General features: G+C 47.0%; 25 protein-coding genes and 1 pseudogene. 9 read left to right on the top strand and 17 right to left on the bottom strand.

The annotated features are described in order from the left end of the window. Positions 1–10: 10 nt before the first annotated feature. The 8 genes and pseudogenes from C233_RS0102180 to C233_RS0102215 form a co-directional block, all read right to left on the bottom strand. Positions 11–2197 (bottom strand): type IV secretory system conjugative DNA transfer family protein, encoded by a 2187-nt coding sequence (locus C233_RS0102180; protein WP_018665843.1) that lies wholly within the window; start codon positions 2195–2197, stop codon positions 11–13. Between the two features lie 54 nt (positions 2198–2251). Continuing rightward, positions 2252–2932 (bottom strand): annotated as a pseudogene (locus C233_RS22155) (Lcl C-terminal domain-containing protein). Positions 2933–3007: 75 nt separating this feature from the next. Then, positions 3008–3550 carry a hypothetical protein gene (locus C233_RS0102190; RefSeq protein WP_018665846.1) on the bottom strand — a complete coding sequence of 181 codons (543 nt, stop codon included), beginning with the start codon at positions 3548–3550 and terminating at the stop codon, positions 3008–3010. 5 nt (positions 3551–3555) lie between these two features. Beyond that, the gene (gene traN, locus C233_RS0102195; protein ID WP_018665847.1) at positions 3556–4401 is read right to left on the bottom strand and encodes a conjugative transposon protein TraN; all 846 of its coding nucleotides are present in this window, start codon (positions 4399–4401) and stop codon (positions 3556–3558) included. A 30-nt stretch (positions 4402–4431) separates the two neighbouring features. Then, complete coding sequence (gene traM, locus C233_RS0102200) at positions 4432–5673, bottom strand: conjugative transposon protein TraM (protein WP_025068583.1); 1242 nt, start codon at positions 5671–5673, stop codon at positions 4432–4434. Further along, positions 5651–5992, bottom strand: coding sequence for a hypothetical protein (locus C233_RS0102205; protein ID WP_018665849.1), 342 nt, complete (start codon positions 5990–5992; stop codon positions 5651–5653). The genes traM and C233_RS0102205 overlap by 23 nt, the downstream gene beginning before the upstream one ends. Before the next feature lie 53 nt (positions 5993–6045). Further along, positions 6046–6660, bottom strand: a complete 615-nt coding sequence (traK, locus tag C233_RS0102210; RefSeq protein ID WP_018665850.1) for a conjugative transposon protein TraK — start codon at positions 6658–6660, stop codon at positions 6046–6048. Positions 6661–6700: 40 nt separating this feature from the next. Next, positions 6701–7732, bottom strand: coding sequence for a hypothetical protein (locus C233_RS0102215; RefSeq protein ID WP_306302622.1), 1032 nt, complete (start codon positions 7730–7732; stop codon positions 6701–6703). Positions 7733–7954: 222 nt separating this feature from the next. On the opposite strand from C233_RS0102215, the gene C233_RS0102220 reads away from it, so the two are divergent. From C233_RS0102220 to C233_RS22170, 9 genes are all read left to right on the top strand, one after another. Next, positions 7955–9118 (top strand): site-specific integrase, encoded by a 1164-nt coding sequence (locus tag C233_RS0102220; protein ID WP_018665852.1) that lies wholly within the window; start codon positions 7955–7957, stop codon positions 9116–9118. Positions 9119–9141: 23 nt separating this feature from the next. Continuing rightward, positions 9142–10299 carry a tyrosine-type recombinase/integrase gene (locus C233_RS0102225; RefSeq protein WP_018665853.1) on the top strand — a complete coding sequence of 386 codons (1158 nt, stop codon included), beginning with the start codon at positions 9142–9144 and terminating at the stop codon, positions 10297–10299. Positions 10300–10488: 189 nt separating this feature from the next. Then, on the top strand, positions 10489–10698 hold the full coding sequence (locus C233_RS0102230; RefSeq protein WP_025068584.1) for a helix-turn-helix transcriptional regulator: 210 nt from the start codon (positions 10489–10491) through the stop codon (positions 10696–10698). A 4-nt stretch (positions 10699–10702) separates the two neighbouring features. Next, a complete protein-coding gene (locus C233_RS0102235) occupies positions 10703–12586 on the top strand; it encodes a type I restriction-modification system subunit M (protein ID WP_018665855.1) in 1884 nt (627 codons plus the stop codon). Next, positions 12583–13710 carry a PDDEXK nuclease domain-containing protein gene (locus C233_RS0102240; protein WP_018665856.1) on the top strand — a complete coding sequence of 376 codons (1128 nt, stop codon included), beginning with the start codon at positions 12583–12585 and terminating at the stop codon, positions 13708–13710. The genes C233_RS0102235 and C233_RS0102240 overlap by 4 nt, the downstream gene beginning before the upstream one ends. Next, positions 13707–14870: a restriction endonuclease subunit S gene (locus tag C233_RS23185; RefSeq protein WP_018665857.1), complete on the top strand. Its 1164-nt coding sequence runs from the start codon at positions 13707–13709 to the stop codon at positions 14868–14870. The genes C233_RS0102240 and C233_RS23185 overlap by 4 nt, the downstream gene beginning before the upstream one ends. A gap of 4 nt (positions 14871–14874) precedes the next feature. Continuing rightward, positions 14875–18018: a type I restriction endonuclease subunit R gene (locus tag C233_RS0102250; RefSeq protein ID WP_018665858.1), complete on the top strand. Its 3144-nt coding sequence runs from the start codon at positions 14875–14877 to the stop codon at positions 18016–18018. A gap of 107 nt (positions 18019–18125) precedes the next feature. Beyond that, a complete protein-coding gene (locus tag C233_RS22165) occupies positions 18126–18971 on the top strand; it encodes a hypothetical protein (protein ID WP_018665859.1) in 846 nt (281 codons plus the stop codon). An 83-nt stretch (positions 18972–19054) separates the two neighbouring features. Next, positions 19055–20014, top strand: a complete 960-nt coding sequence (locus C233_RS22170) for a hypothetical protein (protein WP_018665860.1) — start codon at positions 19055–19057, stop codon at positions 20012–20014. Between the two features lie 136 nt (positions 20015–20150). On the opposite strand, the gene C233_RS0102265 is transcribed toward C233_RS22170, so the two are convergent. From C233_RS0102265 to C233_RS0102305, 9 genes are all read right to left on the bottom strand, one after another. After that, positions 20151–20681 carry a hypothetical protein gene (locus C233_RS0102265; protein ID WP_018665861.1) on the bottom strand — a complete coding sequence of 177 codons (531 nt, stop codon included), beginning with the start codon at positions 20679–20681 and terminating at the stop codon, positions 20151–20153. Positions 20682–20705: 24 nt separating this feature from the next. After that, complete coding sequence (locus tag C233_RS0102270; protein WP_018665862.1) at positions 20706–21977, bottom strand: hypothetical protein; 1272 nt, start codon at positions 21975–21977, stop codon at positions 20706–20708. Next, on the bottom strand, positions 21974–22423 hold the full coding sequence (locus C233_RS0102275) for a plasmid mobilization protein (protein WP_018665863.1): 450 nt from the start codon (positions 22421–22423) through the stop codon (positions 21974–21976). Before C233_RS0102275 ends, C233_RS0102270 begins: the two co-directional genes overlap by 4 nt. A gap of 290 nt (positions 22424–22713) precedes the next feature. Beyond that, positions 22714–23148, bottom strand: coding sequence for a hypothetical protein (locus C233_RS0102280; protein WP_018665864.1), 435 nt, complete (start codon positions 23146–23148; stop codon positions 22714–22716). 249 nt (positions 23149–23397) lie between these two features. Then, positions 23398–23889 carry a hypothetical protein gene (locus tag C233_RS0102285; protein WP_018665865.1) on the bottom strand — a complete coding sequence of 164 codons (492 nt, stop codon included), beginning with the start codon at positions 23887–23889 and terminating at the stop codon, positions 23398–23400. A gap of 33 nt (positions 23890–23922) precedes the next feature. After that, positions 23923–24255, bottom strand: a complete 333-nt coding sequence (locus tag C233_RS0102290; protein WP_025068585.1) for a helix-turn-helix domain-containing protein — start codon at positions 24253–24255, stop codon at positions 23923–23925. Between the two features lie 280 nt (positions 24256–24535). Beyond that, entirely contained in the window at positions 24536–25024 is a 489-nt protein-coding gene (locus tag C233_RS22175) for a hypothetical protein (RefSeq protein ID WP_018665867.1), read from the bottom strand. A gap of 4 nt (positions 25025–25028) precedes the next feature. Then, positions 25029–25880 (bottom strand): phage antirepressor, encoded by an 852-nt coding sequence (locus tag C233_RS0102300; RefSeq protein ID WP_018665868.1) that lies wholly within the window; start codon positions 25878–25880, stop codon positions 25029–25031. Between the two features lie 49 nt (positions 25881–25929). After that, positions 25930–26658 (bottom strand): DUF5045 domain-containing protein, encoded by a 729-nt coding sequence (locus tag C233_RS0102305; protein WP_018665869.1) that lies wholly within the window; start codon positions 26656–26658, stop codon positions 25930–25932. Between the last annotated feature and the right edge of the window lie 47 nt (positions 26659–26705).

Consider the following 26705-nt stretch of genomic DNA (forward strand, 5'->3'; position numbering starts at 1 on the left):
TGTTGAAGTATCATTTCGCCCCTCGGCGGTTCACCACGTCTTTAATCATCTCCTTCACATCCATCCCCACCTGAACGAAGTTCTTGTACAAGATACGTTCCCTTTCCTCTTTCGAGGGGAAAGTATAGAATTTAGGCAGCGGCACATACCCGGCTTCCTCCTGCCTGATTTCCTCCATATCGAAATCCGTCTTACAGAAGAATTTCGAGGTCTTGAACTCCTCGGCTTCCTGTATGTTCATGCTTCCGCCCATGCCGGTCTTGGTCTTCACGAAGTCACGGGCGACTTGCCCGCATATCCATCCTGTAGGCAGGTCGCTAATTTTCGAGGCGGGCACGAGGTTGTCCATGTTTTCGTTCAGGTTGATGCTGGTCTTATCCCGGTCAATGGTCACGCCTCTTTTCAGTTGCACGACCTTGCCGAAGATGTCGTTGCTCAGCCATTCCAAGGTTTCCTTGGATCGGGCAGAACCAGATACGACATTACCTACTGTAGTGATAATCTTCTGCATACCTACCTTCCCGTAGTCTGCCTCCAACTGCGGCAACTCTTGGAATCCCAACGCCACGCTCACCTTGTTGCTTCGCGCCGTACCTATCAGACGGTCTATCTTGTGGAAATACAGCGTGGGCAGCTCGTCCACGATGATGCTCACGGGCACGTTCTTACCCTGCCCGGTATTCACACGGGTTACCAGTCGATTCAGGATAAGGGCGTTCAATGCTCCGATGATGCTTTCCATTTCCGGGTCGTTGGCTATCAGCAGGTAGCTGGGGTTTTTCGGGTCGCTCACCTTCAGGTCGAAGTCGTCCCCGTCCTTATGGAATATCCAATAAGATTCCTTGGTGGCCAATCGGGAAGTATAGACACGCAACGTGCCTATCATACCCTCCAACTGCTCCATCGCCTTGTTCTGGAAAGCCGTCTGGAACGGGCCGAGCAGCGGGGCAACCTCATTGTCGGTCTGCAACACCTCAAAGATGGTTTGATAACTCTCGTTCAAAAAGGAAAGAATATGCGGCATGTCGGAATACTTGCCCAACCAATAGGCCGGTTCCACGATGTTGCCGCCCTTGCGGTCACGCACTACGCCAGTGGGCTTCCAGAATTTGGTTTCCTTGTCCTGCACTTTTTCCGCATACAGTTTATTCCCGTCCTTGTCGTAAGGCTCCCGCTCGTAGTTCACGAAAAAGTAGATACAAGCGGCAAGAAAGTTGACCGCCGAGGTCTGAAAGAATTGGTCGCTGCCTCCTCCTCCCTCTTTCTTGCCTTTCTGCAAAGATTCCAATAGCGTTTCCGCCGTTTCGCTGGCAGCAGCGAGGTTGGGGATGTACTTTGCCTGTATCGGGTTCACCCTCCGGCTGTATTCCACGTTCACAAAGTTGATGATGTTGAACTTGCAGCCCTTTGGTAATTTCCCCAGCTTCTGGTTCTTCTTGTAATGGTAATACAGCTTGGTCGCCAAAGTGGGGAACTTATAATCGTAAACTACTAAGGCAAAGCCTTTTGCGGAGTGCTGTCGGATAAATGGTTCGATGATGGAAAAGGTCTTTCCGCTACCTGGAGTGCCGACCACCCATGTTCCTCTGAAAGGATTGACGATATTCACCCATCCCTTGCGGAATTTGCCTTTGTAATAATAGCGCATGGGTACATTCACCGAATACTTGTTCTCCACCAACTCCGTGCATTGCTCGAAACTTTCATTTTCCAAGTTGAAACGGTCTTTCAGCAAGCCTTCTTTCAAGAACTTGGAGATATTATCGAGTGCCACATGGACAAGGATAGTACCCATTACGGATGCCGCCATATAGAAGATGACATTCAAACGTAGGGAATAAACACGCAGTTCCATCGGATGATTGTAAAGCCAAACAGACAGCACCAAAAAACCGATGCCGCTCACCAACGGGTATAGCACCTGCCTCCGGGCATTGAACTCCAAATGTTTCTTGTTACGCGTACCCACGCAGGTAATGCAAATCAGCAGGACGGTTGCCACCTTGCTGTAAACGAGATTTCCGTCGTGGTAGATAAGCCATGTCTTCATGCGGTCATGCACATCGCACACGATACCGTTCCAGTGGTCGAGCACTGCCGGGTCGATGGCGTACATGAAGAACTCCACCAACAACGACACATACACCACTGTCCGAAATATCTTATAAGCCCCTTGCAGTTCCTTACTTTCTTCCATGTTTCCTTTCTATATTTGGGTCCAATTTACAAACGTGCAATAATTCTTCGTTCTTCATTCTTCATTATACAAAGTGACTATCGCCCGCACCTTATGCCCTTGCAGTTTGGGTGTTTCCTGTATGGCACCGCTCCCCATCGAGAACAGCCATGCTTTGGCGGTTTCTTGTCCTTCTACTTCCGTACTCGTCCAGTACCAACATTCATCGGCATCACCGGGCAGCGGTTCACCACCGCAAGACTTGATGTAAGGATTGATAGATGCCTTGGCAGCATAAAGCAGCCGCATTTGCGCCACCGAAGGCACGTAGGCACTCTGTCCGTACCGCCACATATCGAATACCTGCATGGCCATAGGTGAAGAAACATCGTCTGTGTCATACAGGGCAAAGGTATTCTCGTTCCCATCGTAAGCCGTCAAGTCAGCAGACGTTCCTTACGAAATGCCCAAACTGTCAGCAAAGGCTTCCGGAGGAAGGTCATGCAGATAGACCGCATAGCCAGTGCCACTCATTTCTTCATTGCGGTTCACATGGAACACCACAGCTATCGCCTCCTTGCCGGAAGCCACATAAGCCTCGTAGCTTCGTGTCTTGCCGTCCGTACAAAGTATATGTCCCACTTTCATGGAGGTGTCCAACGGGTCGTGATGCCCGTCGCAACCGGTCAAGCCAACACCAATCATGGCCACGACCGCCACACGCGCTATTCTAGTTTTAATCGTTCTCGTTTGCATACCTTATAATATATATAGGTGAATACTCCATTCTGCGAAAATCTGTTTAATCTGTGTCATCTGTGTGCCAATCTCTTATTTCGTGGGTATCTTCACGCCGATGACAATACCTGTCCGAAACAAATCTTCCCCTTTTATCATCAAGTCGCACTTGGCTTGCCAAAACAGTTTCCAGCCCTTGCGCAACGCATAGCTGTGTTCATAGCCCACATGAATGCCGCCCAGTACCTTGTTTCTGTCCGAGCCGAGCGACCCGCCCAACCGCAAATTGCCATGATGGTTACGGCTGCGGAACACGCAAGGCTTGTAGGCCGCACCCACGCCCCAAGTGTTGTAGTGGTTCCAGAACGATTCGGGGCAAATATGCTTGCAATCCTCACATTCGTCCCATTTCAGATAGACATTTCCGAAGAACTCCCACGCATGGTGGTAGTTCGTTTCATACTCGTAACCCACCGTCAAGTCCAGCCCTCTCTCATACAGCAGGCCTGTACCGATTTGGATGCGTCCTTGCCGGTCATCGGCAAAACCTGGCAAAGTGGCTACTAACATGAATGCCAATATGACTAAGCCCTTTGGCACAGCCAAATTCTTCATTCTTAATTCTACATTCTTCATTTCCTCTATTCCTCCTGTAATAAAGCCTCATTAAAACTATCCGCGCAAAGCACGTCCTCATAGTCGATGTTCAAAGCAATGGTACGCCCCGAAATCTGTTTCTCGCTCACCTCGATGGTCAGCACCTTGTCATTGGGAAAAGTCATTTTCCTTATGACCAGTACATTGCGGTAACCATGTTGGAACGAACTACGTTGCTCCAATTTCATCTCCGGCTCCAGTTCGATAACTTGTGAGTTAGTGGCTTTCGACACCTTCTTGTCCGCCAATTTGACGCGGATTTCGTCGATGTCAAAGCGGATATTCGTCCTGTTCTCAATGGAGAAGTCAAGGAAGAAGTAGTCGCCCACGGCATAGATGTTGTTCAGGCGCATGGTCATGCGGTGTTGCCTGCGGTTCACGTTGCGGTAGCGGGCGGGCGACAGCCACACCTGCCGGGCAAAGCGGTACATGTCCTCGGTGGAGAGCGACACCGCCGGGTTACGGTAGGCGGTCATTTCCATGGGCTGCACCTCCTTGTCCGTCACGGCTTCCTGCATCCGAGTGGTGTAGAGCAAGGCGTATTGGGTACGGTAGCGTTCCGTCACGATGGTGACGATGGCCAGCACCTCGCCGTCTTCATGCCCGGCCTCTTTCGGTTTCAGGCGGATGGTATTGTTGATGGGCTGGTCGCCCGCTATCTTGTCAGTGGAAATATCCACAAAGCGGATGGGCTCGGTGGCGGTGATGACGGTCGTCACCTGCTCGTTCACCGTCAGTTGTTCCATTTCGTTGTAGGTTTGCTGGGCCTGTGCCGAGCTTGCGGTAATCCATGTGGCAACAAGCAGCATCACTTTTGCTATCAGTTTCATTTTTAGTTTGTTTATTTGTTACATCGTATGTCAGTTCCTTTTCTCCCTGCCGTTCACCAAATAGACGAACGTGCCGTATTTCAGTTTCGCCTTGTTCTTGCGGACAGCCTTCGACAAAGCATTGCTCGTGCGCTGGTAGGCGTTCTGTATGGCTTGCATCCCCCATTGAGCGAAAGTGTTCCCGGTAGAGCCGTTGTTGATGCTCATCGTGCTGCCTAGGGCATTGGAGGCCACATCTTGTGTGGTTTCACGGAAGGAACTGCTCGGCACATAAAGTCCTTCCAGCCCGTCCGTGTCGTAGAGCGACAGATTCACTTTTACCAGTTCATCCTCCACCAACAGGCTCTTGATGCTGCCTTTCACGCGCTGGCTGCCGAAGCCGCTCATCGTGGCATACAGGTACGAGCCTTTTGGCACCACCTTGCCGTCTATCTCCACGTCGTCCAACAGGCGCAACCGCACCCGCGAGCCTTCCACGGCTTTGATGTTCTCATCGATGATGGCTTTTATCAATCTGGGTTCAGGCTCGTTTTCGGCCAAGGTGTTAAAGTAATCCGAAGAAGTCTTCACCTTTTTCACCACCTGCTCGCTCTCTGCATTCTCGGCAAGCTCGTTCACGGCCTGTTCAATAATTTCCACCTTGCCGCCTATGGCGACACTGCCGGTGGGGGCGAGGCTCTCCGCGTCCGTGCTGTCCACGTCCTGCAATCCTTTTTGCCCTTGCTTTCTGGCTTCTGCCAGTACCTTGTCCAACTCGGCCAAAGCCTCTTTGCGTCGCTGCTCACTTCGCGCAAGGCGTTCTTCCTCGCTCAACGGTTGCACCCCGGTGGAATCCGCCACCATCGCTTCGCCTCTCTCGGCACTTTGCCGCAGGCGTTCCTGCATCTCACGCAGGTGTTCCAGTTCTTCCGACCTTGCGGCTGCTTCCGAATCGAGCAGGGCAAGGTCTTCATCGCTATAGCGGGAATCGTAATCTTCTTTTGCTGTTTCATTGTTATTCCGTTCAATGTTTTCTACGGCAGAATAGTCTTGTATCCGGCCGTAGGACTTGACCATGCTCTCATACTTGCCGCCTATGCCGTCATCGCGCATCTGCGCCTCCGGCAATTCCGGGTTCAGGTACTCGGTGGTTTGTAGGGAAGTGGGCGATTCTGCTACCTCCGTGTCGAATATGTCAAACACTAAATACCCCGTCACCAGCAACAAAGGGTAGAGGATGGCCGGCAGCACATACTTCGGCTGCCTGAAATTAATCCTGTCTGTTATCATCATGCGTAGGTTGTTTTTGTTTCAAAAGAATCTCCTGCCGCTCGGTGGCTGTGGCTTGTTTGCCATTGTCAGGCATGGTGCATATTGATACCACCCTGCACACATTGAGTGCGAGGCATCCCAACACGATGCCGAACACGATACCGAGAAACCATCTCGGATGCTTGCAGGCAAATCGTTGCGCACACCCTGCCATCTTGTCTATCCGCAGAAAACGGGCGGCTTTCTTTCCTGCTTCCACTTCCTTCTTATACCGTTTCTCATACTTCGGGTCATCCTTGTCCGGCATCTTCTCCCCGAAAATCAATTTTTTCCATCCCATAGCTTGATTATTTCAGTGTTTAAATCCTTCATTCTTAACTCTTCATTCTTCATTTAGTAGTTGTTCTTCGTCCGTTGCTCAATGTCTTTGTTGAGCAAAGTACGCCAATTTACAATCAGCAGCCCATGCGGGTTGTTGTCTGTCCGGGGTACACGTTTCAGTTGCCCGGCCGTAACCAGTTCGCGCATCAGAATGCTGGTGCGCCGTTCAATACGTTGTCGGCCGTAATAGGTAAACTCCATCTTTTCCTTGTCAAACTTGATACTGTCACAAAAGATGCTGAACACCGCACTTGTACCCATGATATTGTTGTAAAATCCTTTTTCTTTCAAGGTATTGTACTGCGCCAATCCGGTTTCGTCCACCAAATACATCGCCTTCTCCATCGTGTACTGGATATACTTGTCGTCCGGTGCAAGGGTGAAGAAGTAATGGTGGAACATTTCGACATGACTACGGGCTTCAACATCAAGTGTTTCTTCCATCGAGGTGCGTTGCACCAATATCGGCACATTACCGTCCAGTACATAGATTTTTTGTTGTGCGTCTGTCACCATACCCCGTGCCGTCCAGATGCTCGACATACTGATAACCACGCATCCTACGATGACCGCCACGCAGACAATCCCCACTAATTTGATTTTGTTCTCCAGGTTTTTTATGACCATAATCCTAACCGTTATAATCGTTACTCATTATCATCTTTTTTTATCGCATCATCGAATGCATAGCTCCGGTAGCCGACATCTTCGCCTGTTGCGCCACGCCCTCACCGAAGTTTCTCGTGCTGAATGCCGTGTCACCTTCCGGTATCATCCATGCCGCAAGGTCTGGTACGAGGTTCAGGCATTTCAATGCCACGATGCTTGCGGCCATCAGGTAGCCTGCCGAGAAGAATGAGTTCTGCAAATATGCAGCCATCGTCTGTTCGCTGGCGGTTATCGCCGTCAGGTTCTCTACCTGGATGCACAATACGATGTCAAACAGAAGCAGCACATAAAAGCCCACGAAGTATAACATCGCGCCATAGAAATGCACCGTCAGATACCTTGTCATCCATTTGGCCCAGGCACCTTCCCATTTGGGCAACAGCGAGAATGCCCACTGTATCGGTCCGAATATCGTCAGCATACCCAGTAGGATTTGCTGACAGTATATGGTCGCCCACCAACCGATTCGGTACACAATCAAGGCGATTACCATCACGATTTTATCCAAGCAGACGGTCGCCCCGCTTACCAAAGAGGTGAACCACAACCGGCTGGCATCTTTCTCCATTTCCGTCACTTCGTCCACACCGGTCTGTTCCATCGTCGATTCCACCAATGCCGGATCCATTGTGCCGGAACGGGCAATGTCGGCTTGTGCCTGCAGGCTGGTGTACATGGTATCACGCACGTAAATGAGTTGCTGCACTTCTTCGAATTTGTCCGTTATCTGTAAGGCTTCCGCTTGATAGAGGTCGTGGGTGTACGAACCGATGGCATTGGGGATATAGGACAGGAAATCCAACACGCACCAACTACTTCCACTATTGGTAATGCCCGTATCTGCAGGCGGATACCACCACGACATGATGACAGCCACCGCCAACGGCTTGAACAGCTTCATTACGTCCAATGGTTCTTTCTTCACCATCATTTTGTAAGCCATACCCGCCGCCATGATGATGGCAAACAGGGCGGCCAGTGCCATGCACATTTGGAGAATCCACCAATTATTACAAATGGGTAAAACCATAGGAAATCAAATATAACGAAATCGGTAAAATCGCATTGATTTATAGTTAGTTATGAATAAAGGCCGATTTTTGATTAGACCGTTATATTTGCCTAAATTGAGATATTTTCGTGCGCTTTTTGTCCCGTTTTTGTCCCTTTCGGATTTATCTTTGCGAAGTACATAAGTGGCTGATAAACAATATAGTAACAAATCCAAGAATCGGATAACACAGAAAAGAAAATGGGACGTAAGAAGAAAGAAATCAAAATGAAAGAGCCTGTCCGCATACGCGAAAAGAGACTCAACGACGGTAATGTAAGCCTGTATCTTGACATGTATTACATGGGTGCAAGGAAAAAGGAGGGCTTGAAGCTCTACCTCGTGCCGGAAGTGAATGCCGCCGCCAAGTTGCAGAACAAGAACACCCTTAAGCTCGCCGAGCAAATCAAGGCGGAACGCATCCTCGACATCCAGCAGCACGGCCTTGTAAACTGGGAGAACGTAAAAAAGGGACGGATGACGCTTTCCGCATGGGTGGAGAAGTACACGAAGGATGAGAACGGCCTTACCCCGGCAAGCATGAGGTCGAAACGGAACGCACAGGCAAGGGTGGAACAATACCTATTATATATAGGGAAGCCCAACCTTGCACTGAAAGAGGTGGATAAGGATTTTTGCAAGGGCTTCATCGCCTTTCTGAAAACCTGCACGTTCAACAACGGGAAAAAGACACTGGGCAGTACCACCTGCCGCATCTTCATGAACCGCCTTGCCGCTGCCTTGAATATGGCCGTCCGTGAGGGGCTGATTGACAGCAACCCGTTCAAACTGTTGGACGCAAAGGAGAAACCGCAAAAGAAAAGTGCAATCCGCGAGTTCCTGACCATAGAGGAATTGCGGACGCTGATTGCCACTCCGTGCCGATACGACATTGTGAAAAAGGCATTTCTGTTTTCATGTTTTACCGGGTTGCGGTACAGCGACATGATGGCCTTGAAGTGGAACGAGATACACAAGGCGGCTGACGGCAAGACGCTTTACATAGAGCATGAGCAGGTAAAGACCAAGAACACGGTGACGATACCGCTTTCCAATGAAGCCTTGAAGTGGATGCCCCGAAAGTCAAAGGACAGTGAAAGGGTGTTCCATCAACTCCGCATTACCTCTACCACGGTTGAAGTGGTGCTGGGCGAATGGATGCAGGAAGCCGGAATACAGAAGCACATCACCTACCATTGCTCCCGGCATACGGCAGCAACCCTGTTGCTGACACTCGGTGCTGACCTTTACACGGTGAGCAAGATTCTCGGTCACCAGAGTATCAGGATGACCGAGGTCTATGCCAAAATTGTGGACAAGAAAAAAATCGAAACGATGAACCTCGTGAACAATATGTTTGTGTAACCAATTAGGAAAGGATAAATCTTATGAAAGTAGAAATCAAAGTGAGAATGTTGACCGCCGGAAACCGTAGTCTGTATTTGGAGTATTACGAAACGGGCTTCCGCAAGAAAGAAAATCTGCACCTCTATCTAATCCCCGACGATGCTCCCCATGCGAAGAAGCTCAACGGGGAAACCTACCGCAAGGCGCAGGAGATACGTGCGCAACGCATCCTGAATCCCCCGACCTTTGAGAAGAAGAAAAAGACGGAGGAAAACAAAACTGCCAAGACGATGACATGGCTTGGATGGTGCGATGACTATATCCAAAGTGCGATAGACAACGGCAACTGCAAGAAGATGATTGCACACAAGCGCGTTGTTCGCAAACGGATAGCCGCCTATCTCCAACGAATAAAGAAAACAGATGTTCTGCTGAAAGATGTGGACAGGGATTTGGTAAGCGGACTATTCGGATATATGCGGAGTTACAGAAACCGCAAACAGATAAAGACAAATGGCGGCAGACTGGCGGCTTATACCCTCGTGCTGTTTGAGGAAACAGTAAAGGCTATTTTCAACAAGGCGGTGCGTGTCGGTCTGATTGCGTATAACCCAGTTCAAGACCTTACAAGGGAAGAACGCTTCCACGCGCCGGACAAGCACCGTGAATACCTGACTGCGGATGAATTGAAACGCTTTCTCTCGGTTGAAACGCAAACCGTAATGGAGCAGACCGTGCAGATGGCTTTCGGATTCTCGTGCATGACGGGGCTTCGGCTCAGTGATATGCAGCACTTGCGGTGGAGCGACATCAAGGATGTGAACGGCGTGCAGATGGTTTCCATCATCCAACACAAGACTAAGCGTCCCGTCACCGTTCCGCTCAACACATTGGCTTTGTCCTTGCTTCCTCCAAGACCGGAGAACGGAGAGGACGGCATCATCTTTCCGTTGGTGAAGAAGCCCGACAACGTGGCGAAGTACGTGCGCCGTATCAAGGCAAAGGCAGGGATAGAAAAGGACTTCACCTATCACAGCAGCCGACATTCGGCGGCGACGCTGGCGATAACGGCAGGTGCGGAACTCTACTCGGTCAGCAAGATTTTGGGGCATGGCAGCATTGCGTCCACGCAGGTTTATGCAAAGGTGAACATGGAGAAGAAAGTGGAGGCAATGAGCCTGACGGACGGGGTGTTCTAATAGACTTTTGATTATTCTAATTACAACATTTAGCCTTTTATCTGTTCTGACATATAGTGTGGGGTGTCCAAAACGGACACCCATTACATTTGATGTAGGAACCATACGGGGGATGAAAGAAAATCAAATTAGTTGTATAGTTTATCAGATAAGTTTATTATCTTTGCGTTCAAATTAAAACTATTAGAAATGACGGAATTAAATCGCATCAAGGTTGTTCTTGTTGAAAAGAAAAGAACAGGCAAATGGTTAGCAGGTGAATTGGGTAAAAGTTCCTGCACGGTCAGCAAGTGGTGTTCTAACACAGCACAGCCTGATTTACGTACACTTGACCAAATCGCCAGGTTGCTTGAAGTTGATGTTAAAGACTTATTAAACAGTACGGACAAAAGACAATAGCTATATGATAAACATAAGAAAGCTGGAAGCGGAACTTTGGAAATCGGCCGATATGCTGCGGAGTGGGTCAAAGTTGACATCAAACCAATACTGTATGCCTGTGTTGGGGCTGATTTTTTTGCGTTATGCGTTTAGCCGTTTCAAATTGGTCGAGCAGGAAATCCTTGCCAACCGTCCCATGCGAAATGGTCGGAAACTGCCTGTTGAAGCAAGCGATTTCAAAGCCAAATCTGCTATATTCCTACCCAAAGAAGCGCAATATGATTATTTGGTGAACCTGCCCGCCAATGTGGCATCCTTGCGGTTGACCGGTATAAACGGGAACACGTTGGGTAGTCTCGGCGAAGTGGTCAACAACGCAATGGAACTAATAGAGAACCAATCGGAACAGTTGCGCGGGGTCTTACCAAAGAATTATACCATTTTTGCCCCTGAATTACTGTCCGAATTGCTCCGCATATTCAATAATAGTGCTCTCTCCGAGGTCGGGGGCGATGTCATAGGTCGCATTTATGAGTATTTCTTGAACAAGTTTGCCAAGAATGTGGCAAGTGATGATGGTGTTTTTTTCACGCCTAAGTCATTGGTGAAAATGATAGTCAATGTGCTCGAACCCAAGGAAGGCATATTGCTCGACCCTGCATGTGGCTCTGGCGGTATGTTTGTGCAAACGGGTGATTTTGTAGAGCAATCGGGCATGGAAGCCAATAGCAAGATGACTTTCTATGGACAAGAAAAAGTAGAATACAACGCTCAACTCTGCTTGATGAATATGGCCGTACACGGTTTGACTGGTGTCATCAAATCTGGAGATGAAGCAAACTCTTTCTATCATGATGCACACAATCTTGACGGTTGTTGCGATTATGTAATGGCTAATCCCCCTTTTAATGTTGATGAGGTAAATGTGGAGAATGCCATGAACGCTGGACGTTTGCCATTTGGTATTCCCGGCGTTGACAAGTCGGGCAAGTCATTTAGCAATGCCAACTATCTTTGGATTTCCTATTTCTATTCTTATCTCAATGAGAATGGTCGTGCGGGCTTTGTCATGGCTTCCTCGGCCACCGACTCTTCCCGTAAAGAGAAAGACATACGACAGAAAATTGTGGAGACAGGCCATGTGGATGTAATGGTCAGTGTGGGCAATAACTTTTTCTATACGCTGTCTTTGCCATGCTCGCTTTGGTTCTTCAACAAAGGGAAAGCAGAGAACTTGAAAGACAAAGTACTGTTCATTGATGCACGAAACTATTTCACCGTGGTTGACCGCACACTGAACGAATGGAGCGAATGGCAATTACGCAATCTCAATGCCATCGTTTGGCTTTATCGGGGCGAGATCGAAAATTACAAAAAGCTGATACAAGAATATTGGAGGTATTTCTCACAGATAGCAGAGAAGTCTGACAACAGGGCTTGGCACATGGAAAACCCCACTTTTGAGGATGTGCTTCAAGTGGCCAAATCTGCCGAAGCTACTTTTACCAACAGCCTGAAACAGTATCAAGAGGCCATGAAAGCCACTAAGAAGCGCAAGGAAAAGTCTGAATTGAAAGCTGTTGTGGTGGAGTTGGAAGCTCAAGTAACCGAATTGAGGGAAGCTGTAACCGTAGCGGAAGAAGCCGTATGGCTCACTTCAAAATTTGGTAATGACGGTGTTTACCAAGACATACCCGGCCTGTGCTGCATAGCAACCATCGAGCAAATAGCCGAAAAGGACTATAGCCTTACACCGGGTGCCTATGTAGGAGTGGCTGAAATGGAAGATGACGGCGTGGATTTCACTCAGCGCATGAACGAAATACATACGGAACTTGCCAAACTGCAAACCGAAGCAAATCAGTTGATGACTAAAATACAACAGAATTGGGAGGCGTTGAAATGACATTCCAAATTGAAAAAATCACAAGTGGGGAATTGCTGCCAAAAGGTTACACCGAATGGCGTAAGGGAATCATTGAGCTTATAGAAAAAGCCAAGTATCAAACCTCCCTACGGGTCAATGCCGACCTACTCTCGCTGTATTGGCACATAGGATGCGACATCCTTGAAAAACAGAAGCGCGAAGGATGGGGAGCGCAAGTAGTCAACCAGTTATCGCAGGATTTGATGCAACGCTTTCCTGATGACAGAGGATATTCCGCCCGTAACTTACGCGAAATGAAACGGTTCGCGGAATCCTACCCCGATTTCCCATTTGTGCAAGTGCCGCTTGCCAAATTACAAGGGGAAACAATTTGGCAAGCGGCACTTGCCAAATTAGAATCCCATGACGGTTTCATTCAGGTGCCGCTGACGCAAATCACATGGTATCACCATATTTCGTTGTTGCCTAAAGTAAAAGATGTGGCTGAACGGGCTTTCTATATCATAGCTACAGCATCAGAGGGCTGGACGCGCGACACCATGCTCACGCAGATAGCCAATGGATATATCCATGCCAAAGGGAACAGCATTAATAACTTTGAACATACGTTGCCTCCCGTACAATCTGATTTGGCAAGGCAGGCTTTCAAAGACCCGTATAAATTCAGCTTCTTAGGAACGGTTGCCCTGCAAAACGAGCTTGACATTGAGAAAAAACTCACAGAGCGGATAACCGACTTTCTGATAGAAATGGGACGGGGATTTGCTTTCGTGGGTCGGCAATACCATATCACGGTGGACGGAGATGACTATTATATCGACCTGTTGATGTACCATCTCAAACTGCATTGCTATGTGGTTGTGGAACTGAAAGCCGTAGAATTCATACCCGAATTTGTAAGCAAGTTGAATTTTTACATATCGGCTGTGGACGAGTATGTGAAAACGCCGGATGACAAACCAACTATCGGCTTGTTGCTTTGCCGTACAAAGAGTGATACAAAAGCACGTTTTGCACTAAGGGGTATAACGCAACCTCTCGGCATTGCTCAATACGAAACAGAAAAGCTCTTTGCTGATGTGGCATCAGCCTTGCCGCAAATTGATGAAATTGAAAAAGAATTGGAGGAGGATAAGATATGAATGGATGGGAGCAGGTTAAACTGGGGGATTTATATTCAGTCCACAATGGAATATCAAAAGGAAAACAGTTCTTTGGAAAAGGCTATCCATTCCTCTCTTTCTCAACTGTTTTCAATAATTGGTTCTTACCACTGAAATTAGATTCATTAGTGGAATCAACAGAACAGGAACAGAGTTCATATTCTATCAAACGTGGAGATGTTTTTGTTACGAGAACCAGTGAAACGATGGATGAATTAGGGATGAGTTCTGTTGCATTAAATGATTTTCCTAATGCAACATACAATGGCTTTACAAAGCGATTACGTCCTATAACAAATAAAGTGCTACCGGAGTTTATAGGTTATTATTTGCGTTCTCCTAAGTTTCGTGGTAAGTTTATGGCTTTTTCATCAATGACAACACGGGCAAGTCTCTCCAATGCAGAACTATTAAGTTTGCAAATAGAGTTACCTTGTTTAAAAGTGCAATACAATATAGCAACAATATTACGCTCATACGACAACCTCATAGACAACTATCGCCGTCAAATTGAACTTATGGAAGAATCAGCACAGCGACTTTACAAAGAATGGTTTGTGTCTTTGCGCTTTCCTGGATATGAACATACAAAGATTGTGGATGGCGTGCCTGAAGGTTGGGAGAAAAAGAATATAGGTGAATTGCTGGAAAAAATTAAACGTACCAAACAAATTCCTTCTTCTGAAATGCAAAAACATGGATTATATCCTGTCATAGACCAAGGGAAGCAATATATAGCAGGATATACAAATGATGTAAGTGCAATTCTCTATAATGAGAATCCGATTATTGTTTTTGGTGACCACACACGGATAATAAAACTTATTCCATTTCCTTTTGCAAAAGGAGCTGATGGAACACAACTACTATTGTCAAATAACTTAAAAAGAATGCCACAGAGCCTGTTTTATTATAGTCTAAAGAATGTGGATTTGTCAAATTATAGTTACGCTCGCCATTTTAAGTATTTGAAAACAAAGACCATATTTTTGCCTTCTGATAGCATAGCACAGAATTTTAATGCAAATGTTTTTCCTGTTATTAAGGAAATTCAAAAATATAGAGAGCAAATGATATTCCTCACCGAAGCCCGCGACCGTTTGCTTCCCAAGTTGATGTCGGGCGAAATAAAAGTTTAGAGCCATGAACGAGTATTCTGAAAACATATTAGTGCAAGAAAGCGCAGGTCAGTTGCTGCATGATGAATTAGGCTGGGATGTGGTAACGGCCTACAATCAAGAAATGCTTGGCGAAAACGGAACATTCGGGCGCAAAAACTATCGTGAAGTTTTGCTGAAACGCTATGTGCGCCAAGCCTTGCGGAAACTGAATCCGTGGATGAACGACACGCAGGTGGAGCAAGCCATCAGCACACTTGAAACACGGATTTCAACGGCATCTCTCATGCAGGTAAACGAGGAGAAGTACCGACTGATACGTGATGGGATTGACATTGCCGTGAAAAACGCCAAGGGTGAACCCGATACGCGCAAAGCTATGCTCATCAACTTTGGTGAACCCGCGGAAAACCATTTCCTTGCCATTAAAGAAATGAAGATACACGGCGAACTGTACCGCCGTCGTACAGACATCGTGGGCTATGTCAACGGCCTGCCTCTGCTGTTCATTGAATTGAAGAAGAACACCGTGGAAGTGGAAAATGCTTACAATGATAACTACCGTGACTATCTCGACACTATACCGCAACTGTTCTACTACAACGCCATTGTTATGCTGTCAAACGGTCTTGAAGCAAAGGTCGGCACATTGGGCAGTCCGTGGGAGTTCTTCCACGAATGGAAACGTCTGAAAGAAGAAGACGAGGGCAGTGTGGAACTTGAAACTATGTTGCGCGGCATCTGTCGGAAAGAAAACTTTATAGACTTGCTGGAGAATTTCATTCTTTACGACCATTCCGATGGTAAGACGGCAAAGATACTTGCTCGAAACCACCAATATCTCGGCGTGAATGAAGCAGTCAAGGCTTATGCTGAGCGAAAACTCCGTAACGGCAAGCTGGGTGTGTTTTGGCATACGCAGGGCAGCGGAAAAAGCTATTCAATGCTGTTTCTTGCCCAAAAGATACGTCGCCGCTTCGCAGGCTCGCCTACCATCGTTGTGCTGACCGACCGCGATGAATTGAACGAACAGATCAGCGGCACGTTTGAAGGTTGTGGATTGCTTGGTTCTACTGAGGCCAAGAAGTACATAGCTACAAGCGGCGAAAGACTGATAGCCATGCTTAAAGACAATCCCAGCTTCATATTCACTCTGATACAGAAATTCAACAAGCCCGATGCAGGGCCTCTCTATCCCGATTATGACATTCTTGTCATGTCGGACGAAGCCCATCGCAGCCAATACGGGTATTACGCAGAGAACATGCGCCGCTTGCTGCCTACTTGTTCGCGCATAGGTTTTACGGGTACACCGTTGCTGGCCAATGACAACATTACCGAGCGGACATTCGGCGGCTATATCTCCATTTATGACTTCAAACGGGCTGTGGACGATGGCGCAACCGTGCCTTTGTTCTATGAGAACAGGGGTGAAAGGTTGAACATACCGATGATGGATAAGGACAATGCCGAACTGAACCAACGTATAGCCGAAGCCATAGAAAAGGCCGATCTTGACCCGACCCAAGAGGCAAAACTCGAAAAGGAATTTGCCAAAGAGATACACCTGCTTACGGCAGAAGACCGCCTTGACAAGGTGGCGAGGGATTTTGTTTACCATTACACAGACCTTTGGACAAGCGGCAAGGCAATGTTCGTCTGCATCAACAAAGTGACCTGTGTGAGAATGTACAACCTTGCTCAAAAGTATTGGACGCAAGTAATTGCTGAGACCGAAGAAAAGCGCAAACACGCCACTCAACAAGAGGCATTGGAACTTGACCGAAAGTTAAAGTGGTTGCGCGAAACGGAAATGTGCGTGGTGGTGAGCCAAGAGCAGAACGAGATGCAGACATTCAGGAAGTGGGGACTGGATATAGAACCACATCGCAAGAAAATGGAAAAACGCCAACTTGACAAAGAGTTCAAACAGGCAGACAGCCCGTTCCGAGTGGTGTTCGTCTGTGCCATGTGGCTGACGGGGTTTGACGTGAAAACCTTGTCTTGCCTGTATCTCGACAAGCCTTTGAAAGCACACACGCTAATGCAGACCATAGCCCGGGCAAACCGAAAGGCGGAAGGGAAAAGCAATGGATTGATTATCGACTATATAGGCGTTGTAAAGGCACTACGCAAGGCCTTGGCTGACTATACCATGCAGAAGAACGGCACGGGTGGCAGTTCACCTACGGTAGACAAGGAGGAATTGATAAAACGTATCGAAAAGGCAATCAGCTTAGCGACTGAGTTCCTTTCCCAATGTGGCTTTGAACTCCATAAATTAATGGATGCCACAGGCTTTGATAAGTTGGCTTTGGTGCGCGAAGCAGCCAATGCTGTTTGTGAAACTAACGAGAGCAGAAAGACCTTTAAAACATACGCAAGCGAATTGGCCAACATGTTCAAATATGTCAACCGCGAAGAAATGGACGACCTCACGCTGAGGAAGAAGAATGCCATCATAGCTATAAGCGGAGAGTTGAACAAGAAAATCAAACACGCCGACAACACCGACTTAATGGTGGAACTTAACAAGATAGTAAACGACTATGTGCAGGTAGTACCGAGCGATGAGAATAAGCCTGCTAAACAATTTGACATCAGCAAAATTGATTTTGACTTATTGCGCAAGGAGTTTGCCAAGACCAAAGCACCAAGATTGGTTTTGAATGATTTGGAAGACCTTGTCAAGCAAAGGATTGAGCGAATGCTCAACAACAATCCCACGCGCATCAACTTTTATGAGAAATACACGGAAATCATAAACAGTTATAACAGTGAGCAAGACCGTGCCAGCATAGAAAAGACATTCATGGAACTGATGGCATTGTCGCAAAGCCTTGACCAAGAACAAAAACGCTATGTGCGCGAAGGTTTTGAAAGTGACGAAGAACTTTCTGTTTACGATTTGCTGTTCTCTGACAACCTTAGTAAGAAGGACATCGAAAGTATCAAAAAGGTGTCAGTCAATCTGCTTAAGAAAATCAAGGATAAGATTGCCGAGTTTGACCATTGGACAGACAAGCAAGAAACCAAGGCTGCGATAGACAATCTGATTCGCGACACTTTATGGGCTGAATTACCGGAATGCTATGATGAAAACAGTATAACGGAGTATCGCCAGAAAATCTATGAGTATGTCTATACAAGGTATAAGGAGGTGGCGTAATGATTGTACGAAACAAAATTTGGGAAGAAATTAACGTTTCAAACAGTTTTACACCCTTAAAGTCTGTATAAGTAAATGACTAAATGGACATCTGTTATATATAAGTTATGAGCATAATAGACAAAACAATTTCTACAGAAGCAACAAGGCGTAATGTCAAATTGATGTTACCCGTCCTTGTATATTGGGCTAAAACAGGACAAAAAGAACATACATATGGAGACTTGATTTCTGCTATTGGAAAGGAGAGATTTTCAGGTATTGGCCATGCGTTATATGCCGTACAAAGTGTGTTGAATGCATTGGCAAAACAAGAAGATTGCGACATCCCAACTCTAAACTCTCTTTGTAAGAATGCAAAAACTAATTTGCCATCAGAAGGGTTTGAATTTATTGAACCGAAGTACAACGAACTTGGGGATGGTAAACGTATTTTTGTTGAAGGGTTAGACAGCAAAGCCGTCAACTATCCACACTGGAATTGGGTGTTACGCAAGTTGGAACTTGATGAATATAAGCCTTTTTCCGATGAGGATTTGGAGAGCATTAAAAATCCTCATCTTGATTTTGGTGGAGAAGGTAGAGAACACAAAGAATTAAAAGAATATATCTGCCAACATCCGGAATGCCTTGGCTATAAAGAGGTGATATATTCAAGCAATGAATACGTTTTGCCTTCAGGAGACAGATTAGATGTATATCTTGAACTATCGGATGGAACACATGTTTGTATAGAAGTTAAGCCAAATATTTCGCCTGAACAAGAAATTAATCGGGGAATCTTTCAATGCGTAAAATACTACGCCATTATGGAAGCCCAAAGAACTATAGAGGGAGCGGATTATGCTATTGAGGTTTTACTTGTTACAACAGGAAAGTTCTCAAAGTTAAATATGACTTTGGCAAATGAACTTTGCATAGACTATGCAGATGCAATTAAAATCAATTCGTAGGTTTATTGATAAAAGCGGAATACTAAAAGATTAAAAAACAGAGAAAGTGTCATAACCGATTACCAGAAAACCAAAGGAACAATATGACAGAAGATGATATTATGAAGGCTGGGGAAGGAAAGCCAAATAGCAAAGCGCACATTTCGATTCCTGAATTTGCAAGGGCAAACTTAACATATGAGGAGAGTTATAGGGTTGTTTTCATCCTTATCAAGCATGAGGTCTTTCATCTGAAAAAAATCCATACATCTGAGTCAATAGATGACTTGAAAGCCTACCCACTTCAAATAGCATCTCGCATACTTAAATCTGCGAGTACGCTTTACACCATTATAGAGCAAAATCGGGATTATGTAGTTGCAAACGCCATTGTAAGAACATTGGCAGACACAATGGCTTCTTTATACCTTATTTATCAGGAAGATGGAGAATCAATGGTACTACGACATTATTTATATGTCATGGATGGTATCGATAATAGGCTCAAATATCTACCTGAGAATATGTTTTATGACAATAGCATAAGCAAGGATGAGTTTGATGTTCTGAAGCAGCAAGTAGTAGCCAGCAAAACCCATTATACGGAAGCAAAACAACATTGTCAAGCAAAAATTCGAGTATTATCCTTATATGGTGGTAGTGCTGCTGTTATTGAGAAACTAATGGAGAAATGCAATTGGAAGTACAAAACATTAGGCTCTTCAAATATTCAAAAAAACAAATATACTTGGAATGAGATGTACGACTTGCTGCATTTGAAGTGTGATTCCGGCTTTTTCTCTTTTCTTGGAGAGTTTGTACATGGCCTAAGTACCAGTAATATTGCATTTGAACCTGATGTCATTGATTTTGAACCTGTATATGGAGCTGCCATAGTTTTATTAGGACGCTTATATGAATTCATTAATAATTATTACGCTAATGATATGAGCATAGTTCAAGCAAAAGCAATCACAGGTTTGGCTGACATTGGAATGCCACAAAAGTATGTTGACTATTTGCTGAATGAACTTTCTAAGCTCAAAGAGAAAGGTAGATGTTAAAATAGGGGTAATATATTTTCAGCTCTTTCTTTTGGATTTCCATTATATTCAGTGGCTTAAACTATTTTGTTGCAATTCATCTTATCAATATGCAAAATTGAATGAACAAAACATCTATGATAAGCATATTTTACTTCTATATAGTAGCCCATAAGATTACGGCAAGATAACTGACAGTCAAAACTATCACCACAAATATAAGCCAATGGTTGGAAAGCCAAATGCCTTCATTGCTTTGGAGCCGTTTGGCCATTTTGTTTCTGTGCTTTTCCAATAGTTCCTCTTCAGCCTTGATGAGTTGTACTGTGCAATGATGCACTTTCTCCAGTTCATCGACATCAACTTTGGCTCGAATGACGGTATTCCGTTCTGCCTTGACAATGGCGTTGCTGATGCTGCCCACTATGTTGTCGGCGCTTACCTTGGCCGCTTCCAGAGCCTTGAAAGCCGCCCGTTCCCGTTGGGCGGTGTGCTTTAAACTGCCGTGTATGCCGTGCAGTTCTTCTTTCAAGGCATTGATTTCTTTCAGCAGATTGCGAAGTTCAACCATTTGGCTGTTGACTTCCTGTAACAGTCCGTCAAGCTCCTGCAAGTCCTGTTTCAGTTCCTCTTCGGGTGTATAATTGGCAAGCCGCTCACGCAGTGCGGCAGTATCGGGTTGTTTCATATCCGTTATTGTTTATTTGGTTTGTCATTTGCGTTTCATTCCTGATTTCTTCTGTATGCCGAGCCTGTGCGAAGCCTCACGCGCACAACGGCGGGCAAATTCAACCTCGTCTTCCTCCGGGTCGCGCCCCCATTTGAGGTCGGACTGCGAGCCGCCTCCACCGCCACTTGAAACCTCTCCGTAAGGAGAAGTGATCAGTGTAAAATAGGCCATCGCCAAGTTCTGCAAGTCCTGCCAGTTGGCAAGTTCTTGGTAGTCGAACTCATCATTGAAGAAGTCAATCACCTTGTCGGGCAGATAGCGTTTGTTGGTCTTTCCGTCATGCTCAAATTCCGTGGGCAAGCGGTTTGATTTATACTCCGTGTAGTTTTCGTAAACAAGGTTGCTCTGCCGTATAAGGGGCTGTTGCTTTTGCATTGCAGCATTGGAAACAGATGGTTTCGGCGTAGGTATGGCGGTCGGTTTGGATGTTGCACCTGCTTGTTTGGCCTTTTGTTTATCCTGTTCAAGATGCAGTTTCTCCCATGTCTGCCTGATGCGTGATGCCGTCAAGTTGCGCCCCTTTCCGAGTTCCGATGCCTTGAACCTTGTGTTGCCCCTGATAAGCACATAGCCACGTATAATGTCCTTTTTGTCCTTGCGCAGGTACATTTCGTAACCTTTGGCGGCAAGCAGTTCCTTGTAACCATCCCATGACCACTTGTCAAGCTCGCGCAAGGCTTCCATGCAGTCGTCGCTGACTTGGGGGATGTTACTCTCGTGTATGCGCATGGCGGTAGTCCAACCCCTTTGCCGTGCAACCTTTTCAGCCGCCCGTTGTGCGCGAAGGTGGATAGCGTGGTCGTTGTTGATGTTCCCGTCCTCGTCCACACGGCAGACGATGGCATGGAGGTGCGGTATGCCGCTCTTGGATTCCTCGTGCAGCCATACGGAGGACTTGCTGTGTGATATGTTTGTCCGTGAGGAAACAACCTTGCCGTCCTTGTCGTGTATTTCCTGTTCATCGAAAGCTACCGCAAAGTCATTCCACAGTTGCCGCCAGTCATCCAACGTGAAATCCACTGTATGCTCCATTGCCGGACTTATCTCCATACGGATGACATTGTTCTTGATATTTGGGTGATTCATGGTGGCGAACTTCATTTCCGTCCAGATACCAGTAGCGTCCATGCCCTGCGGCATGAAGTTGTCGCAGATGCGCGTTATCTTTTCGGGATGCTTCTTGTTCCTCGATTCCCCCGACACATAGAGCATCGCCCTTATGCCGTGGGCTACGGCTTTCGCGTTGGCTATCATGCGACATCCTCCTTTGTTTCTTGGCTTGTTGTTCCTGCCTGATAGCTGTTCGCCGTCTGTGCGGACTGCAAAAAGTCGGCGACACGGTTCGTGACATGAGCCACTTTCTCGTACCAGTCAAGCATTTTCGGCTGCTGTCGGAACAGGCGTAGCTTCTCGTTGTCGCTTAACCCGTGCAGGGCATTGGCGAAATTCACCATGTCCGTGCGGCAAGCCGCAAGCTGCCGCAAACCGTCCAGTTCCCTGTTGGAAAGCCTTTGCCGTGGTTTGTAGCCGAGTGCCCTTGCCCGGATGAAGTCGCTGCGTGTCATGCCGCACCTGTCGGCGGTGTCTTTGATTTGCGAAAGTTCCAGTTCCGTGACCTTGGTGACAACCACCCTGTCACGCCTTATAACGGGCTTCTTTTGCTCCTGTTCCTGTGCAGAAATATCTTCTTCGTGTGTCATATACCTATTACTTAAAATAGTCGTAAAACGGTTTCTAAAAGAGGGAAGCTGCGAGCCTGCGAGCGGCAAGGACAACTGTCTGTCGGACTGTTGCGAGGGCGTCGGGGTAATACCGTCCGAAGGCGGTAATACCTCGGCATACCTCGAAACTGAACGCTACCGCTCCATGTCATTCTACCCGTCCGATTGCCATAGCCAAAACAGACTGGTGCCAGTGGAGTGCCGGAGAATGGAACAACGGAAAGTGTTTGTTTGTACTATACCATTGTCTGCTCGGCTTCTGACGGCTCTTATTCTTCCCTTTGTTCGTGGATAAAAGGGTTTGATGTAATACAGCCGTCCGCTGTTTTCCATTGCAGTAGGCACGGAAAGGTCATCACGGATGCCACCCTTGAACGGCAGGTGTCGATAAGCCCCATGTCCGTAAGCGTGGCAAGCAGGTTGCGTATGCGTTTCCTGCCCATGTTCCACTGCGAAGAAAGCTGTTCTTCGGAATACTGCGCCTGACCTGCGGAAAGCATGAGCGGTCTGTGAAAGCCTTTGGCTGCACCGTCCGTTAATGCCATTCTTGCCAACAGGTCGCCAAACAATGTGAAGTTGCCTGTTTCCCTGCCGTTGTCATCGGTCGTTGTTCCGCACAGCCATTGCATTGCATGGTCGGAAAACCGGAAAGAGAATGATGCAATCCCTGTAGGGTACATGAACTTGTATGTTTCCTTGTCCATAAAATCTTTGACTTTATAAATGTGATATTACTGTTGTTTAAATGGAATGAAGCCGTGCAGGTATAGGCATGGAAACGCCGACTTGTATTTTGTTGTACCCTGCACGGTTTCACATTCCAGATGTTGCATAAGCGGAAAGGTATTGCCGAAAAACATACATCAACCAGTCAATAAGTCCTGTCCCGAAATAAGGGAAGAAAAGAAGCTGCGTTACCACGGAGCATACACCTTTACACCTTTTGCATACGGTCACTTGTTTGTTCCGTTGCCGTTAGTGCTGCCCGAAAACGGTTGTCCGGGTGCAGGCCGCTTGTCAAGGCTCGACACGGCACGGCTGATGTCCGTGCCATTCACCGCAATGGAAAGCAACGCCTTGTTGACCGTCACCAACTGCCGCTTGTCGCAAAACTCCGTCACACGCTCCAGCAATCCGAACACACGGTTCAACCGATGTTCCTGCGCATTGTCCGCTGTCAGCCGTTCGTTTTCCGTACCGCTGTTGAGATAGCGGTTGAGCGCAAGGCGGTCGTCCGCTGAAATGCTCTCTGCCGTAGCCTTGCCGTCAGCGATGGTTATGCTCACACGCAGTGCGTCCGCTTCGTAGATGCCCACACTCTCCAAGAATGTGCGGATAGCTTGTACGTCCTTGCCGCTTACCTCACGTTTGCGGCTCTCATTCTTCTTTTCGGTCAAAACAGCCGAAGCTGCTCCGGCCTGTTCCATGCTCTTGTTCAGTTCCATAATACAATTTGTTTTTGATGTGAATAAAAAAGGTTATTGTCTTTCGTTCATTTCCTGAATCTTGGCGGCAGCTTCCTCCTTGATTTCGTCAACGGATTTTGATTTTGCGCCACGCACCCAATCAATCAGTTTTTGCTTCTCAAAGAAGATGAGTTTCCCGGCAGGCTTGAAGTACGGCAACTGGTTCAAGTGCGTCATCTTGTACAGGGTACTTTTGGCCATACCGAGAAAGTTCGCCGCTTCCTCCAAGTTCAACACTTCCTTGGCCGCATAGCAAAGGTTTTCCAGTCTGTTTACCCGTTCCTGAAGCTCAGCAATTTTGCGCTCCTGTTCGAGATTCATTTTCGATGTTCTGTTTTCAGTCATAATGCTGTTGTATATTATTGGTTTGTTAATCGAATTTGGCCGCAAATGTATATGGTTTGATTTGTAAAATCCGTAATTCAATATATGATTTATAAACATTTATCATATTGGAAATCAACGATTTTATTACATTGTACAACGCAAAACATGTCGCTTTGTCCGGTCATTGTGCCATGTGGCATTTTTTACTAATAAATTGATTGAACACACATCCAGCATTTCGGATAATGGCAGAAAGGTTGTACATTTGTCCAAGACAATATGCATCGGCGGAAATGCCTTAGTGTACAAATGGCATAAAACGGATTTTAACAAACCTTTGGAATAAGCAACACGAGTCTGTGCATGAGGCACTTGCAGTATCTTCCCGAAAATGCCCATGTGATATAAATGGTTGATTGACAACATATTTATAGGATTTTGCTTGTTTTTCACGGGACAAAATCGTACCTTTGCAGAGAAAAGAGAAGTCCAAGACAAGGGATGTCGGGCTTGATGCGTTCTTGATTTTATTTTCCTGTGGTTTTGTCCCGTTTTTGTCCCGTCTGGGATTTTTCTCATGGAACAAAATTTTGCAAGTAGCTGATTTACATAAAGTTGTAAACAAAAGGAAGTGCAGAAATGCGCTAACCACCAGTAACCACCAAAATGGCCCTTGGGTGCCTGTAAACGTGGCATCACAAAGGAACTCGTTGGTCTGGAATATCACATCGTCAATCTCCTCTTCCAAGAGGTGGATGCCGAAATCAGAAAGTATGTCGTCTCCCATGCCCTTATGCTGTTGCTTGATTATCCACTGGGGATTGCTCCCGTTCCATTACCGGCAGTATGCCGTCCGCTTTCAGTTTCTCGTAGATGAACATCCTCCCTTTCTGCGTCCATTGGGTGCGCATCACCGATTTTCCGCTTTCTAATGAGAGGGTGGCACTATGCACATACCCCTTGTCCTTGTAGGCTGCATACAGAATCCATTGCTTGTTGTCCTTGTACTGGATGCCTTTCTCGTGCAGTATGGCATTCATTTTCCGCCCAGACATCCCATAGTCCTGCGCGATTTGCGTGATGTCGAGCAAACCTTTGCATTGCAGCACGAGTTCCACGTAGCTTGTCCGCTTGCCCAATTCCTCTATTTGCTCCTGTTGCTTGCCGATTAACTGTTTCTGCTCCTCATACTTTGCTTCCACTTCCAGGCGGTTTTTCCGCTCCTCCTTAATGGCATTGGCCAGGCCTATCAGGAAGTCTGGTTCAGTGACTACCCGTTGCAAGGCGGCATCGGTCAGATAGCCCCCGTGCTTGCGGATACTCGGCAATACTTCCTCGCATACCCAGTCCTGAAACTTCTCCGCTTCGGGCAATTTGCTGCGCATCACCAAACGGTAAACATCCGCTTCCGAAATGTACTTGGTGGGCTGCATGACAATCGTACCAAGCTGATTCTCATAGGGGGTGTCCAAAACGGACACCCCCTTGCAATGGGTGCGTACCGCTTTGGCCGTTTCCACATAACCTAATGCTTTTGCCACATCATTGGCTCTGAACAGCACTTTCCCATTCTCCGTTTCTACGGTGTTGATGCTCCCGAACTGCGGGTGGTTGAACACCTGAATCGCGTTATCCTTGCTCATTGTATATAATATATTTGGTTATTGAATCTTTCATATCCCTACCATCAGTTTAATTCCCCATTATCCGCCACCCGGCTTCCCGCCAACGGTTCATGGCAGACATGGCAATCTGCGCCCGACGGTCTTCAATAGTAGCCGAAGCATCCAACAGTTCCGCCACTTTGACCGAGTTGGCCAGCCGCACCAAGTAACGCACTAAGGTTTCATTCTTGCAGATAATGTCCGCATGGATGCGGAGGTACTGTTTCTTGCGCTCCGAATTGGGCATATAGGCTTCCTGCACTGCCTTGACCGCGCATTGGTACATCCGGTAGCAATCCTCCCAAAACTCCCGCTCACGGCTGCTGCCCCCGGCTTCCGTAATCCGCCGTATGTTCCGCTCGAAGTTCTCCAAGGCAGCATTGACCTTTTCGCCCTCGGCCAGCCAGGCCACGTCTAACGCACCGCCGCTTCGGTCGGTCACGTTCAACGCCTCAATCCGGGCACGTTGGGTCATGGCAGAATCCAATGCCTCTGCATCGTCCACTTGGTTGTAAAGGTTGATACCCGCCGCCGTGCGAAAGCCCAATTTGTTCTTTGCCGCCGCGCTCTTTTGGTAGGAATTGTGCAGTAGTTGGTAATAAAATGCCGGTGTCAATCCTCCCGATCCGATTTCGGCCACGGTAATCTGGTTCATCTTGGCATCGTCGTGGCTATAAGTCACGCTTTGGGCAAGTGCCTCAGGTGCAAGGCCAAATATCGCCGCACTCATAGCTATTATATATACCGCTCGTTTCATCTCAATTCTTTCGTTATTCTATGTTCCTTGTATCTTGTTTCTCTCAT

This window comes from Bacteroides gallinarum DSM 18171 = JCM 13658 (genome assembly GCF_000374365.1).
Lineage (GTDB): Bacteria > Bacteroidota > Bacteroidia > Bacteroidales > Bacteroidaceae > Bacteroides > Bacteroides gallinarum.